This is a genomic window from Microvirga mediterraneensis, assembly GCF_013520865.1.
In the GTDB taxonomy this organism is placed as follows: domain Bacteria; phylum Pseudomonadota; class Alphaproteobacteria; order Rhizobiales; family Beijerinckiaceae; genus Microvirga; species Microvirga mediterraneensis.
Genome location: NZ_JACDXJ010000001.1, coordinates 3,862,386 through 3,876,178, shown reverse-complemented (window position 1 = coordinate 3,876,178; position 13,793 = coordinate 3,862,386). Strand labels below are relative to the sequence as shown.

Sequence of the window (13,793 nt, the reverse complement as noted above, 5' to 3'; positions counted from 1 at the left end):
ACGCCCTAAATGGCTCCAGCATCGCGCCCAACGCCGGAGCCCTCGATGCGATCCGTTCTGATAGGCCTTGTTGCATTCTCTCTCCTGACCGCTCCGGCATTGGCCGAATCCGTCGACCTAGAGCTGGTCTTCGCCGCCGATGGATCGGGCTCCATCGACGATTCCGAACTGCGTCTCCAGCGGCAGGGCTGGGCCGAGGCGCTCACGAGTGCCGATGTCCTCAGCGGCATCAAGGATGGTCCCATTGGGGCCATCGCCGTGGCTTTCATGGAGTGGGGCGGGCCGAGCTCCCAGGTGCTCATCGTCGACTGGCACGTGATCCGCGACGAGGCGAGCGCGAAGGTTTTCGCCGACAAGCTCATGACCGCGCCTCGAGGCGCCTATGGTTACAATTCCATCTCCAATGCCATAGACTTCTCCGTCCGCCTCGTCGAGACCAACGCCCATGAGGGCACGCGCAAGGTCATCGACGTGTCGGGTGACGGGCCGAACATGAACGGCCGCTCCCTGGAGCAGGCGAGGGCGGACGCGCTGGCCAAGGGCTTCACCATCAACGCGCTGGCGATAAGCCGCCCCGGCAGCGGCCGCCCGGGCGGGCCCGGCGGGATGACGCTGGAGGATTATTACGGCCGGAGCGTCATCGGCGGGCCGGGCTCCTTCGTCGAGATCGCCGACGAGACGCGGCCCCTCGCGGGCGCCGCCCGCCGCAAGCTGCTGACGGAGATCGCCGGAACGGGCGGCACTTCGCGTCATGCGAGCCGGTGACCGCAGCATTCAGGGCTTGAAGACATTCCTGGGCGGAATGCTAGAATCGTCGCTATGGCGAATCTCGAAGACTGGATCATCGAACAGGGCCTGCGGGGAGCGGATGTGGGCTCTCTGCTCTCGGGCTTCGCCGAGCGTCTGGTGGCCGAGGGGATGCCGCTGGTCAGAGCGTATCTCGCCCTGCCGACCGTCAATCCGACGATCCGGGTCTACACCCATGTCTGGACTCGCTCGGCCGGCCTGATGGTCGAGGGCGTGTCCCACGAACGCAATGATCTTGCCTTCGACCGGAGCCCTTTCAACCACATGATGCAGGCCGGGCAGACGAGTTGTTACTGGCTGCTCGACGGTCCTGAGACCCGGCCCTTCGATGTTTTCGAGGACGTACGGCGCGAGGGCGGAACCGATTATCTGGCGCGCCTCTTCAGCTTCGAGAACGCCAGCGCACCGGACTTGCGGGGCATTGGCATCTCATTCTCCAGCAGCCGCCCTGAAGGCTTCCGGCCGGAGGAGATCGCTCGGATCGATGCGCTTCTGCCCCTGCTGGGGCTCGCGGCCTATCGCATGACGCTGTTCGACCTGACGGTCGCGATGCTCGACACCTATGTGGGGCTCTCTGCCGGTCGTAGGGTCCTGAGCGGCGAGATCCGACGCGGGTTCGGCACGACGATCACGGCGGCGCTCCTCTTCGCGGATCTGCGCGGCTTCACCGCCCTGGCCGATACGGCCGGCATGGACCTGATTGCGCGGCTGGACCGGCATCTCGAAGCCATGGCGGATCCCGTGGCCGAGGAGGGCGGTGAGGTGCTCAAGTTCATGGGCGACGGCGTCCTGGCGGCCTTCCCGATCACCGAGGAACGCTCGCGAGAGCAGGCCTGCGCGGCGGCCATTCGTGCGGCGCAGACGGCGCTGGAGCGGAATGCCGAGACCAACCGGCGCCACGCCGGCGAGACGCCGCTGAGCCTCGATATCGCGCTCCATTGCGGCGACGTGTTCTACGGCAATATCGGGGCGGCCGGGCGCCTCGACTTCACCGTGATCGGGCCCGCCGTCAACGAGGTCAGCCGCATGGAGGCCCTTTGCAACAGCCTCCAATGCTCCGTGATCCTGTCCGACAGCGTCGCATCGGTGAGCCCCGTTCCCGTACGCTCGCTCGGCCGTCATCGGCTCCGGGGCATCGCCGCGGAGCGGGAGCTCTTCACCTTCGCGTCCGTCAGCGTCTCGCCAGCCCGACCCCCATCAGCTTGAGGCCGGCCAGCAGCACGCCGCCATAGATCAAGGCCCCCGCCGCGCCGAGCAGCGCAAGGAGCGTTTCGTTCCGCCAGGCCGGGAGCGGAAGGGTCCAGGCCGCGATGGGGCCGGGGGCGAACCAGGCGAAGATCGAAAGGAGGAGAGCGGCCGTCGCGATGACAAGGCAAGTCCTGCCGAGCGTCGCACTCGGAGCCGTCCACCCGCGCCGATAAGCCAGGATGAAGAGCAGTCCCAGGTTGACCCAGACGCCGATGGCGGTTCCGAGAGCCAAACCGACGACACCGTAGGTCTGCATGAGCATGATCTTGACGATGACATTGACGCCGACCGCCGTCAGGGATGCGATCAGCGGCGTGGCCGTGTCTGATCGGGCGTAGAAGCTCGACACGGCCGAGCGGATCAGCACGGCGGCGGGAAGGCCCAGGCCATAGGCCGCCAGGACGGCGCCGGCGCGCTCTACCGCCGTGGCATCGAAGGCGCCGCGCTGGAACAGGGCGGACATGATGAGCTCGGGCATGACCATGAAGGCCACCAGGAAAGGGGCCGCGAGTGCGAGCGTCAGGCCCACTGTCCGGTTCTGCGCCGCATAGGCTCCCGCCTCGTCGCCGGCCGCGATGCGGCGACTCATCTCGGGCAGGAGCACGGTGCCGGCCGCGATGCCGATCACCCCGAGGGGGAGCTGATAGAGCCTGTCCGCATAATAGAGGGAGGAGACCGCGCCCGTCGGCAGGAAGGACGCGATGATCGTGTCGGCGAAGATGGCGAGCTGGACCCCGGCGGACCCGATGACGGCCGGTCCGAGGGCCTTGAAGAAGGTCTTCATCGGCGCGTCGATGCGGGGACGCTCCAGCCCGGGACTGGACGCGATCTTCCGGGCATCCCACCATACCAGGATGAGCTGAAGCGCGCCGGAAATGGTCACGCCCCAGGCGGCCGCATAGCCTGCGTTGGGAAACAGGAACACGACGGCCAGAGCCACGATCATGGCGACGTTGAGCAGGATCGGAGCGGCCGCCGCTGCCCAGAACCGGTCATGGGCGTTGAGGATGCCGGAATAGATCGTCACGATGGTGATGAAGAGCAGATACGGAAACGTGATCCGCGTCAGCGTCACGGCCAAGTCGAACTTGGCCGGCTCGTCCGAAAAGCCGGGGGCGAGCAGGGTCACGACCCAGGGCATGGCGAAGAAGGCGACGGCGAGAAGCGCGAGCTGCACGACCAGCATCAGGGTCGTGATGCGGCTCGCGAATGAATGGGCGGATCGCTCGCCCCCGGTTTCGAGAACCTGCGCATAGGCGGGCAGGAAGGCATTATTGAAGGCGCCCTCGCCGAAGATAGCCCGGAAATGATTGGGGATGCGGAAGGCCACGAAGAAGGCATCGGCGATGGGGCCAACGCCCATCACGGCCGCCAGCACCACGTCGCGGATGAAGCCGGTCAGGCGCGAGACCAGAGTCCAGCCGCCGACGGAGAGGATCTTGCGGAACATCGCTCTCAGGCCCGGCGCAGGGGATAGGTTTCCGGAACGATGCCGCTCGAGACCTCAGCCGCGCCGCCGATCCGCTCGGCCACCACGTAGAGCGGCCGCCGCTTCACCTCTGCGAAGATGCGGCCGACATATTCACCCACGATGCCCAGCGACATGAGCTGGATGCCGGAGAAGAACATGATCGAGACGATCAGGCTCGGGAAGCCGGGAAGATCGGTGCCGAACAGAAGCGTGCGGATCATGAAGAAAACCGCTGTGGCGATCGACAGGATCGAGATCAGGAAGCCGATATAGGTCCAGATCCGCAGGGGCACCGTCGAGAAGGCGGCAATGCCGTCGAAGGCGAAGCGGAAGAGCTTCCTGAAGCTCCATTTGGAGGTGCCGAATCGGCGCTCCTCGACCACGAAGGGCACACCGGTCGCCTTGAAGCCGATCCAGGCATAAAGGCCCTTGGAGAACCGGGCCTTCTCGCCGAGCGTCCGTAGCACCTCCACGCCCTTGCGGTCGATCAGGCGAAAATCGCCGGCGCCTTCGGGCAAGGGGATTTCGCCGAAGCGGGCGAAGAGCTGGTAGAACAGATGAGCGAAGCCGCGCTTGACCCGGGTCTCGTCGGACCGGTCCGTGCGCTGGCCGTAGACCATCATATAGCCTTCCCGCCACCGCTCCACGAAGGTCTCGATCATCTCCGGCGGGTGCTGCAGGTCCGCGTCCATGATCACCACCGCGTCGCCCCGGGCATGGTCGAGCCCGGCCGCGATGGCGATTTCCTTGCCGAAATTGCGGCTGAAGGAGACGGCGCCGACGCGCGGCTCCGTGCGGCTGACCTCCCTGATCCTGTCCAGGGTATCGTCCCGGCTGCCGTCATCGACGAAAACCACCTCCCAGGCCGATGTGATCCGATTGAGGATGGGAAGCAGGCGCTCGCAGAGAGGCGCGATGTTCGCGCTCTCGTTGTGCACGGGGATGATGACACTGAGCTGAGGCGACGCCACTGATAAAAACCCTTGATGACCGGGCTGCATCAAGAGCCGAGTTTGCGTCTTTGCTCAAGAGCATTAGGGTGCGGCAAAGCCGATTTTAAGGTCATTCATGAACTCCTCCCGTTCCGTCATCCTTTGCGCCGACGACTTCGGCCTTGCCGATGGGGTCAGCCGGGGCATCGTGGAGCTGGCCGGTATGGGCCGCCTTTCGGCCACCGGGGCCATGACCAACATGCCGGGCTGGCGCCGGGCGGCGGCGAGCCTGACGCCCGTTCGCGACCGGATGGCCGTGGGGCTGCACCTTAACCTCACGACAGGCTCGCCCCTGGGGCCGATGTCGGCTCTCGCTCCCTCAGGACGATTCCCGACCTTAAAGGAATTGCTGCCGAAGGCCCTGAAACGACGATGGCCTGCGGCTGAGATCGCCGCCGAAATCGGCCGCCAGATCGATGCCTTCGAGGAGGTGTTCGGGGCGGCCCCTGCCTTCGTGGACGGGCACCAGCATGTCCATGTCCTTCCGGTGATCAGGCCGGCCCTAATCGCGGCCCTGAAAGCGAGGGGCTATGCGGGCCGCGTCTGGCTGCGCGATCCATCGGACCGGGCCATGGCGATCCTGCGCCGCCCCATCGGGCGCAACAAGGCGCTGATCGTCAAATCGCTCGCCCGCGGCTTCGCCCGCCAGGCTCATGCAGAGGGCTTTCGGACGAATAAGGGCTTTTCAGGCTTCGCCCCGCTCGACCTTTCCGTTCCGGCCGCCAAGGTTTTCGAGGAAGCCTTCTCGAGCCTCGGGGCCCACCCCCTCGTCATGTGCCATCCGGGCTATGTGGATGACGAGTTGAGGTCGCTCGATCCGGCCGTGGAGAGCCGGGTGGAGGAACTGGATTATTTGAAATCAGACGCTTTTGGCGAGTTGCTGGCGCAGCGGGGCCTGAGGCTTGTATCTAGGTTCAAGGCCACCTGAGAGCCTTACCGGACGAGGAGCGCGCTCGCGTATAGGCCTAGCCCGAACACAATGTGTCCAGCGATGTTGAGGGCCCTGATCTGGTTGGCGTTGGGCCGTTTCGATGCGGCGATGCCGGCGCCCATGCCGGGCTGAAGCAGGAACCAGCCTGCGCCGACCGTGACCAAGCCGACAATGAGGGCAGGCATCAGGGTCGGCTGCCGAGACCAATCGGAGGGTGCGAGGGCCAGCAGGATGGCCGCAAAGAGGATGCCCACTGCGTAATGACCGATCCAGCCCACTGCCGTCTCGTAAGCAAACGGGCGGGCCTTCGCGATGTCCTCATGAAAGACGGTGCCTCCGGCAAGATGGCAGAACCAGCGGCCGACCGGCCCCCAATTCGCGCCCGGCAGCCCGAAAGCGTGCTTCAGGAACAACCCCCACAGGTCGAACACCGCCGTTGCGCCGATTCCGATCAGGATGGAGCGGTATAGGAAGTCGATCACCAATGTGTCTCCATGGGGTATGATATGAAACGGACCTCTGAAGAGCTCTGCTAGTTGCCTTGCAGGCGATCAATTCTGGTCGCTGGACCGGCCTTTGCACGACAAATCACCTTCCTCGCAATTCAGATGACCTTCCAAATATTTGATCCGACCTTCCGTAATAAACGTTAAACACCCTGCAAAGATTGTAGAGCGAACGGTTCCGAGACCGGACGCTTCGAACTCGCACATCTTCTGTCGATAAGAGACCCAAGCTTTCTGCGCTTGGCGCAGCTTGACTTGATCTTCAGGATCGAGCCGCTTCATGAGCTTTGCATATCGCTCATTCATCGCTTTATCGGTCTTTTCGAACTCGCGACCCGCGCACATGTTCATATCGTACTGAGTCGTGCCTTCGCAGAAATCCTCTGCCCTTGCGGTAGAAGAGGCGGCGATGATGACGAGTATAGCAAGGGGCAGATAACGCATCGACGCATTCCTCGATCGATACAAAGATACGTTGACTAACTTAGCGCATATAGAAAAGGGCTGTCTCGCTTTTTGGGACCACAACATGAAACGGGCCTCCGAAGAGGCCCGTTTGACGTATCGTTATTCCGCTTACTTGGTCGCGTTCTCGTACATTTCCTCGACGTGCTCCCAGTTCACGAGATTGTCGAGGAAGGCCTTGAGGTAGTCGGGACGGCGGTTGCGGTAGTCGATGTAGTAGGAGTGTTCCCACACGTCGCAGCCGAGGATCGGCTGGGCGCCGTGCACGAGCGGGTTCTCGCCGTTCGGGGTTTTCATGACCGTGACCTTGCCGTCCTTCACGGCAAGCCAGGCCCAGCCGGAGCCGAACTGGCCGACGCCGGCCTGGATGAAGTCTTCCTTCATCTTGTCGACCGAGCCGATGTCCTCGATGATCTTCTTCTCGAGCTTGCCCGGGAGGGCGCCGCCGCCATTGGGCTTCATCCAGAGCCAGAAGTGGATGTGGTTGTAATGCTGGCCGGCATTGTTGAAGAGGGCCTGGTTCTTGCCGTAGGAGCCCTTCACGACCTCCTCGACGCTTTTGCCCTCGAATTCCGTGCCTTTCAGCAGGTTGTTGCCGGTGTTGACGTAGGCAGCGTGGTGCTTGTCGTGGTGAAACTCCAGGGTTTCCTTCGACATGTAGGGCTGCAGGGCGTCATAGGCATAAGGCAGTTCGGGCAGGGTGAACGACATCGGCGTCTCCTTTGGATTGAGCGACCCGGGACATCGGACCCAGAATTGGTCCCCATATCTGGGTCCGATACCCCTCGTTTGACTGCGCATCGCCCGGTGCGGAAAATCCGGGGCCACTTTTCCGCACGATGCGCCTGGGGCTTAGTTAAAGCGCCACATGCCCAAGAGCAACGGCCAAGCTCCGGACTTTTTTCTGCCCAAGCTTCCCAGGCGGTTGTCTTTTGCCTATAGAAGCATAGCTTTGCCTTGATTGTCTTGGCGCATCGTGTGGGAAAACGGATCCGGCTTTCTGCGGGAACGATGAGCTGATTATAGGAGGGAGCATCGGGTCATCCTGGAAGCGGGGATTGCTTTTGGGACCGGTGCTCCGGGTTTGCGTATGATGGAGACGGCATGATCATCGCTCTTCTGGCCCTCGCTTTTGCGATGATCGTTGGTGGGCTATTCGCGGCATTCTTTGGATGGGACATCGTTCTGGTCGAGCGTGGCTGGACGATGGTGATCGCCGGCAGCGTCACGGCCGCGAGCGGCGCGCTCCTGCTCGGCATCGCGGCCGTCGTGGCCAAGCTGTCGAAGATCGAAAAGCGGCTGTTGCAGGCCCAGGCCGGATTCGACGAGGAAGCCCTTATCGGAACGCCGAAATCCTTGAAGGAGCCCACGCTGGCGGCTCTCTCCGGCGGCGCCATGGCCGGCCCAGCGGCCACCGAGGCCCAGGATGAAGGTGAGCGCGCCGATGAAAGACAGGCGACCCTGCCGCTCTTCGAAGGTGAGGATCGGCGGGAAACGGCCGAGGAAGAGGGGAAGGTTGCCGAGTGGCCGGCGGCGACGCGGGTCCCCGAGCCGGTCGTGCCGTTCCCGCCGAGGCCGGCCCCGCCTCCGGTGGCGACCCAAGACGAAGACGAGCAGGACATGAAGGTGCCCGACTTTCTCCTGGCGGAGAGGGCGCGCGACGAGGATGAAGAGCCGCGGGTCTCCGATGGTGCCGATCTCTATCACCGCGACCTCGGCGCGCCTGCGCCCGAGCCCGTGGCTCGTGATCTTCCCGAGGGCGACGAACTCCGGGAGACCGCCGCAGATACCGTTACGGAGCCTGAGCGGGAGCCAGAGCCCGAGCCGAAGCCCGAGATCGCCTCCAATGCCGAGGAGGAAGTGGAAGAGGAGCACGAAACGGCTCCCGACGCGTTGCATCCCGCCGTGGTCGTCGGCACCTACAATTCCGGCGACAACAAATACGTGATGTTCTCGGACGGCTCGATCGAAGCCCAGACCCCGAGCGGCGTGTTCCGCTTCGAGTCCCTGGACGAGCTGAAGGCGTTCATTGCCGCGGGAGGCGAGGGGGGCTCGCCGTCCTCTACCTGAACAGAGGAGCCAGGGCGCGGAAATCCTCCGTCGCTGCCTCGCCCATCCATTCGAAGGCCGCCATCTCTGTCGTTACCCAGTGGCATCCGGCATGAAGAAGCCGCGCGCAGGCGGCGTCGACGCTGCGGCTCGAGCGGCTCGACACCGCATCCGCCACCACGAAGATCTCAAGGCCAGACGTCTTGAACTCCAGGGCGGTCTGCAGCACGCAGATATGCGCTTCGGTTCCGCAGATCACGAGCTGGTCCCGTCCAGAGCCGCGCAAGGCGGCGACCCGCTCCGCAATCCCCGGATCGCGGGCGGCTGAGAAGGCCGTCTTGGACAGAGTGGCCGCGTCCGGCGGCAAGGCTTCCCGCACCGGCGGCACGGTCGGCCCAAGTCCTTTGGGATATTGCTCAGTGACAGTAACGGGAACGCCGAGCCGTTTCGCCGTCTCAAGCAGTATGCGCACATTTCGGAGGATCGTCTCGCCTTCGTGAATGGCGGGCATGAGGCGCGCCTGAAGGTCGACGACGAGGAGATGGGAACGCTTTGCGTCGAGCAGCATGGAACCTACCTGTCCGGGTTGAACGTGGAGGGTTCGGTCGGAATGGGAAGCCGCATCGAGAAGCGCAACCCTTCCTGAGGAAATTCCATGGAAACCTCGGCCTGCAGCTGCGTGGACAGGACACGCTGCAGCAGGCGCGTGCCGAAGCCCTGGCGCGCGGGCGTGCTCACATGCGGCCCGCCACGCTCTTCCCACGAAAAATGCAGCATCGGGCGCTCGCCGCCCGAAATCTCCCAGCGGACCTCGACCTGGCCTCCGAAGGTGGACAATGCTCCATGCTTGGCCGCATTCGTGGTCAGCTCATGGATCGCCATGCCGATCGGAACGGCTGCTTCCGATGGCAGCTCGAGATGAGGACCCATGACGGTGATACGGTTTTTGGCCTCGTCCTCATAAGGCCCCAGTTCCGTCTGGACCAATTCCTCCAACGCCGCCTTCTGCCACAGATCCTCGGTGAGGAGGTTGTGGGTGCGCGCCAGGGAGACGATGCGGCCGACAAAACCCTGGTAGAACTCGTCGATGCTGGAAGCGGTGCGGGCCGTGGATCCGACGATGGCCTGAACCGTGGCGAGGGTATTCTTGACCCTGTGGTGCAGTTCCCGGATCAGAAGGTTTTGGCGGTTTTCCGCCTCCTTGTAATGTGTGATGTCGATGTTGACGCCGACCATGCGCCTTGGCGATCCATCGTCCTGATAAAAGAACAATGCGATGGTTTGCATCGTCCGAATTCCGTCGGGGCGCTCAATTCGGAAGATGAAGTCGATATCCTTGTCATGGCGGGCCAACGACTCGGCGATGGCCTGGACGGCATAGTCCCGGTCTTCCGGGATGATGGGATTCGCCCAATCGGTCGAGGACCCTTTGAACGATCCCGGTTCCATGCCGAAAAGGCGCTCCTGTTCCGCCGTCCAGGTGACGGCGTCGGTTGGGATATGCCAGTCGAAGACGCCAATTCCTGCCGCGCTCTGGGCGAGCGATAACCGCTCTTCGCTCGTGCGCAGTGCCTCTTCTGTCATTTTCAAGTCATGGATGTCGACGCTCGTACCGACCCAACCTTTGAATTCGCCCGTGGCGGCATTGCGCACCGGGGCCGCGCGGATGATGTGCCAACGATACTCTCCGTCCGAGGAACGATAACGAGCCTCGGTCGTATAAGTGGTTTCACCGGCTATGACGGGCTTGATCTCTTCGGTCATCCTGACCCAGTCGTCCGGATGAATGGCTGTCGTCCAGCTATGTCCCAGAGCCTCCTCCGGTGGAAGGCCCGAATACGTGACCCATCTTTCATTCGTATAGGTCAATTCCAAATTGGGCTTGATGATCCATACGAGAGCGGGGAGGGATTCCGCAATGAGCTTGAAGAGCGCTTCCGTTTCCCGCAGCTTCGTCTCTGCCCGGACCTTTTCGATAGCCAGCCAAGTGCGCTCGGCGACATCTTCGACAAGGGAGATCTCGTCGCTTGTCCAGTCTCTAGGGGTCGATGAATAGATGTAGAATTCGGCGATGAAGCGCCCGTTTTTGTGAATGGGAACGGCGAAGCCCGAACGCACATTGATGGTGCTGTAGAAGGCCTGGGCGGCCGCGTCGCCGAGGCGGGGGTCGGTCCTTACATCGTTGATGATCGCGGGTTGGCCTCGCTTCAACGCTTCGACGATCAGGCTGGCATGCTGGTCGATCTTCTCGACCTTGCCCTCGTTGCTGATGAGACCCCGCGACCACTCTCGTTCGACGATGATGACGCCGCGATCTTCGTAGACCTCCCCGTAACCTGCCGTATCAACTTTCAGGAAGTTGCTCACGTTGCGAGCCGCGATCTCCATGACCTGGTGAGGATCGTCGATATTGCTGAGCTGATCGTTGAGCTTGAGGAGGAATTCCTGGCGGCGCTGGGCTTGACCCATTTCCTCCCTGATCTTGTGCCGCTCCCTGATATCCTGAAGGACGCCGGCGAAGCGTGCAGGTTTGTTGTCCTCGTAGATGATGCCGCCGCGCATGTGAACATGACCGATGCTCCCGTCGGCCTTCAGTATGCGATACTCGATATTGAAATCCGTCCTGGTGCGGAGTGCGTAGGCAATCGCCTGATTGATGCGCTCGAGATCCGACGGGTGGTACATGGCCTGCAACTCGGTATAGGTCAGCGCGGCCTCCGGCGGAAGCCCGAGATACTCCTTGAAAGCCGCCGTGCTGATAATCTCGTCGGTCTTCAAGTCCCGTTCCCAGGCACCGAGCCGACCGATGTCGAGTGCGATCCTCAGCTTGAAATTGCTGGTGCGGAGTGCCGCCTCTGCCTGAGCTACGCGGTTTTCCAGCTCTGCGATGCGTTCTTTATCGCCTTCTTGAGAGGCGATTTTATCCTCGACCAGTAAACTGCCGCGCTTGGTCATCGAATTGAACTCTCGGCCTCTTTGTACGGTCTGCGGCTTGCCAGGCGTCGTCTCTCGCCATGCTATGTTTTGAAATAGCGCATCACGTCAGTTCTGAAACCCTTCGAGGCATCGAATGGCGAAGGTATAGGCCAAGGCGACTTCCTCCAGCCGGTCGAAGCGGCCCGCCGCGCCGGCATGTCCCGCCTCCATATTGAGCTTGAGGATGACCGGGCCGCCGCCCGTCATGGTCGACCTCAGTCTTGCGACCCATTTCGCCGGCTCCCAGTAGGTCACGCGCGGATCCGTGAGGCCCGCGAGAGCAAGAACCGCCGGGTAGGCCTGCGGCTTCACGTTGTCGTAGGGCGAGTAGGACAGGATCGTTCGGAAAGCGGCTTCGTCTGCAGCCGGGTTTCCCCATTCCGGCCACTCGGGAGGCGTGAGGGGGAGTTCGCAGTCGAGCATGGTGTTGAGCACGTCGACGAAGGGCACCTCGGCGATGATCCCCGCGAAGAGGTCGGGAGCCAGGTTGGCGACCGCGCCCATGAGCATTCCGCCTGCGCTGCCGCCATGAGCGACGATCCGCCCGCGCGAGGTGTAGCCTGTCTGAATGAGAGCCTCGCCGCAGGCGACGAAATCCGTGAATGTGTTCGTTTTCTTGTCGCGCTTGCCGTCCATGTACCAGCGCCAGCCCTTTTCCGTGCCGCCGCGGATATGCGCGATGGCATAGATGAAGCCGCGATCGACGAGGGACAGGATGCCGGTCCGGAAACTTGCCGGCATCGACATGCCATAGGAGCCGTACCCGTAGAGCAGGCATGGTGCGGAGCCATCGAGCGGTACCTCGCGCCGATGGACGAGCGAGATGGGCACCTGCTCACCGTCGGGAGCCGTAGCGAACAGGCGACGTGTCACGTAATCGGCCGGGTTGTGCCCGCTCGGAACCTCCTGCCGTTTGCGCAGCGTGCGCTCTCCGGTACGCAGATGATAGTCGATCACCTCGCTCGGCGTGGTCATCGACGAGTAATGGTAGCGGATGACGTCGGTGTCGAATTCGTACCCGGCCGAGAAGCCCAGCGAATACGCCTCTTCCTCGAATGCGACGGTCTCTTCCCGTCCGGTGGCGAATTCCCGCAGCACGATGCGTGGATTTGCGTTCTCCCGTTCGAGGCGCACGAGATAGCGGGCGAGAGCGACGACCGAGAGGATCATCGTGCCGGCCTTGTAGGGAACCAGGTCCTTCCACTGCGCCCGGCCGGGCGCGGCGACGGGCGCCGTGACGATCTTGAAATCCTCTGAGCCGTCCGCATTGGTAAGGATGATCAGGCTGTCGCCATGATGCTCCACGTCGTATTTCAGCTGAGGCGTGCGCGGCTCGACGATCCGGGGCGACGCCGTGGCATCCGTTCGGTCAAGCAGCCAGATCTCGGAGGTTTCGTGATCGCTCGCCTCGATGAGGACGAATGCATCCGACTGCGTGACGCCGAGCTTCACGAAGAAGCCCGGGTCCTTTTCTTCATAGACGACCTGATCCTGGTCGGTGCTCGAGCCGAGGAGATGGCGTTTGACGCGCACCGGGCGGTGGTTCTCGTCGAGTTCGACATAATAGAAGCCAGAGGAATCGTTGAGCCAGACGGCGCCGCCAGACGTCTGCGCAACCACGTCCGGCAGATCCGCGCCGCTCTCGAGATCCCGGATCCGGATGGTGAAGTATTCCGAGCCCTTGATATCCGCGCCCCAGGCCAGCAGCCGATGATCGGGGGAGTGATCCGCGCCGCCGAGATCGAAGAAAGGTTGTCCTTCCGCTTCCTTGTCGCCGTCGAGCATGATCGTCTCAGGACCGCCGTCGCGGGGCTGCCGGCAGACGAGGGGATGCTGGCCGCCCTCCCGATAGCGGGTGAAGTAGGCGAAGGCTCCATCAGGCTCGGGGACGGAGGAATCGTCCTCCTTGATGCGCCCGCGCATCTCGGCCACGAGACGGGCCTGGAACTCCTCCGTTCCGGCGAAGGCCGCCGCAGCGTATGTGTTCTCCTGTTCGAGAACGGCGCGAATGGAAGGATCGAGGACGGATGGATCCTTGAGGACGTCCTTCCAGTTCTCGGCCTTCAGCCACGCATAATCGTCCTGAACCCGAATCCCATGAACCTCGAAGACGTGAGGTTTGGCGGGAACCGAGGGGGCGGCGGGCAAAGGGGCAACGGGAAGGCGCTGAATATTCATGAAACTGTCCGGCCAGATGATCAAGAAGTGGGATTATGCACAGATAACGGGGATTTCCCATGTCGGGTCCGGATCGGGCCGAATGGGTATCGAGCAGGCAGAAAAATGCCCTTCTAGTTACTTCTTCGGATCACAGCGATGAAATTTACGTGATGAACGCCTTAACCTGT

Annotated in this window: 12 protein-coding genes; 4 read left to right on the top strand and 8 right to left on the bottom strand. The window is 62.9% G+C overall.

Going from position 1 to position 13,793, the window contains the following annotated elements; translation table 11 throughout:
* The first annotated feature begins 45 nt into the window (after positions 1-45).
* The gene (locus H0S73_RS18485; protein ID WP_181053524.1) at positions 46-765 is read left to right on the top strand and encodes a DUF1194 domain-containing protein; all 720 of its coding nucleotides are present in this window, start codon (positions 46-48) and stop codon (positions 763-765) included.
* Positions 766-819: 54 nt separating this feature from the next.
* Positions 820-2,013, top strand: a complete 1,194-nt coding sequence (locus H0S73_RS18480; RefSeq protein WP_181053523.1) for an adenylate/guanylate cyclase domain-containing protein — start codon at positions 820-822, stop codon at positions 2,011-2,013.
* Here the strand turns inward: H0S73_RS18480 and murJ are convergent.
* Positions 1,979-3,505 (bottom strand): murein biosynthesis integral membrane protein MurJ, encoded by a 1,527-nt coding sequence (gene murJ, locus H0S73_RS18475; protein ID WP_181053522.1) that lies wholly within the window; start codon positions 3,503-3,505, stop codon positions 1,979-1,981. The two genes, H0S73_RS18480 and murJ, sit on opposite strands and share 35 nt — an antisense overlap.
* A gap of 5 nt (positions 3,506-3,510) precedes the next feature.
* On the bottom strand, positions 3,511-4,527 hold the full coding sequence (locus H0S73_RS18470; RefSeq protein WP_181053521.1) for a glycosyltransferase family 2 protein: 1,017 nt from the start codon (positions 4,525-4,527) through the stop codon (positions 3,511-3,513).
* A gap of 67 nt (positions 4,528-4,594) precedes the next feature.
* Between H0S73_RS18470 and H0S73_RS18465 the strand changes: the two genes are divergently transcribed.
* Complete coding sequence (locus tag H0S73_RS18465; protein WP_181053520.1) at positions 4,595-5,446, top strand: ChbG/HpnK family deacetylase; 852 nt, start codon at positions 4,595-4,597, stop codon at positions 5,444-5,446.
* 5 nt (positions 5,447-5,451) lie between these two features.
* Here H0S73_RS18465 and H0S73_RS18460 read toward each other — a convergent pair whose 3' ends face one another.
* From H0S73_RS18460 to H0S73_RS18450, 3 genes are all read right to left on the bottom strand, one after another.
* Positions 5,452-5,931, bottom strand: a complete 480-nt coding sequence (locus tag H0S73_RS18460; RefSeq protein WP_181053519.1) for a DUF2938 family protein — start codon at positions 5,929-5,931, stop codon at positions 5,452-5,454.
* A 69-nt stretch (positions 5,932-6,000) separates the two neighbouring features.
* Entirely contained in the window at positions 6,001-6,399 is a 399-nt protein-coding gene (locus H0S73_RS18455) for a lysozyme inhibitor LprI family protein (RefSeq protein ID WP_181053518.1), read from the bottom strand.
* Between the two features lie 132 nt (positions 6,400-6,531).
* Positions 6,532-7,131, bottom strand: a complete 600-nt coding sequence (locus tag H0S73_RS18450; protein ID WP_181053517.1) for a superoxide dismutase — start codon at positions 7,129-7,131, stop codon at positions 6,532-6,534.
* A 393-nt stretch (positions 7,132-7,524) separates the two neighbouring features.
* On the opposite strand from H0S73_RS18450, the gene H0S73_RS18445 reads away from it, so the two are divergent.
* Positions 7,525-8,490: a hypothetical protein gene (locus tag H0S73_RS18445; protein WP_181053516.1), complete on the top strand. Its 966-nt coding sequence runs from the start codon at positions 7,525-7,527 to the stop codon at positions 8,488-8,490.
* On the opposite strand, the gene H0S73_RS18440 is transcribed toward H0S73_RS18445, so the two are convergent.
* The 3 genes from H0S73_RS18440 to H0S73_RS18430 form a co-directional block, all read right to left on the bottom strand.
* Positions 8,483-9,037 carry an isochorismatase family protein gene (locus H0S73_RS18440; protein WP_181053515.1) on the bottom strand — a complete coding sequence of 185 codons (555 nt, stop codon included), beginning with the start codon at positions 9,035-9,037 and terminating at the stop codon, positions 8,483-8,485. The two genes, H0S73_RS18445 and H0S73_RS18440, sit on opposite strands and share 8 nt — an antisense overlap.
* A gap of 5 nt (positions 9,038-9,042) precedes the next feature.
* Positions 9,043-11,424 (bottom strand): PAS domain-containing protein, encoded by a 2,382-nt coding sequence (locus tag H0S73_RS18435; RefSeq protein WP_181053514.1) that lies wholly within the window; start codon positions 11,422-11,424, stop codon positions 9,043-9,045.
* A gap of 87 nt (positions 11,425-11,511) precedes the next feature.
* Positions 11,512-13,623 carry a S9 family peptidase gene (locus H0S73_RS18430; RefSeq protein ID WP_181053513.1) on the bottom strand — a complete coding sequence of 704 codons (2,112 nt, stop codon included), beginning with the start codon at positions 13,621-13,623 and terminating at the stop codon, positions 11,512-11,514.
* Positions 13,624-13,793 lie beyond the last annotated feature (170 nt).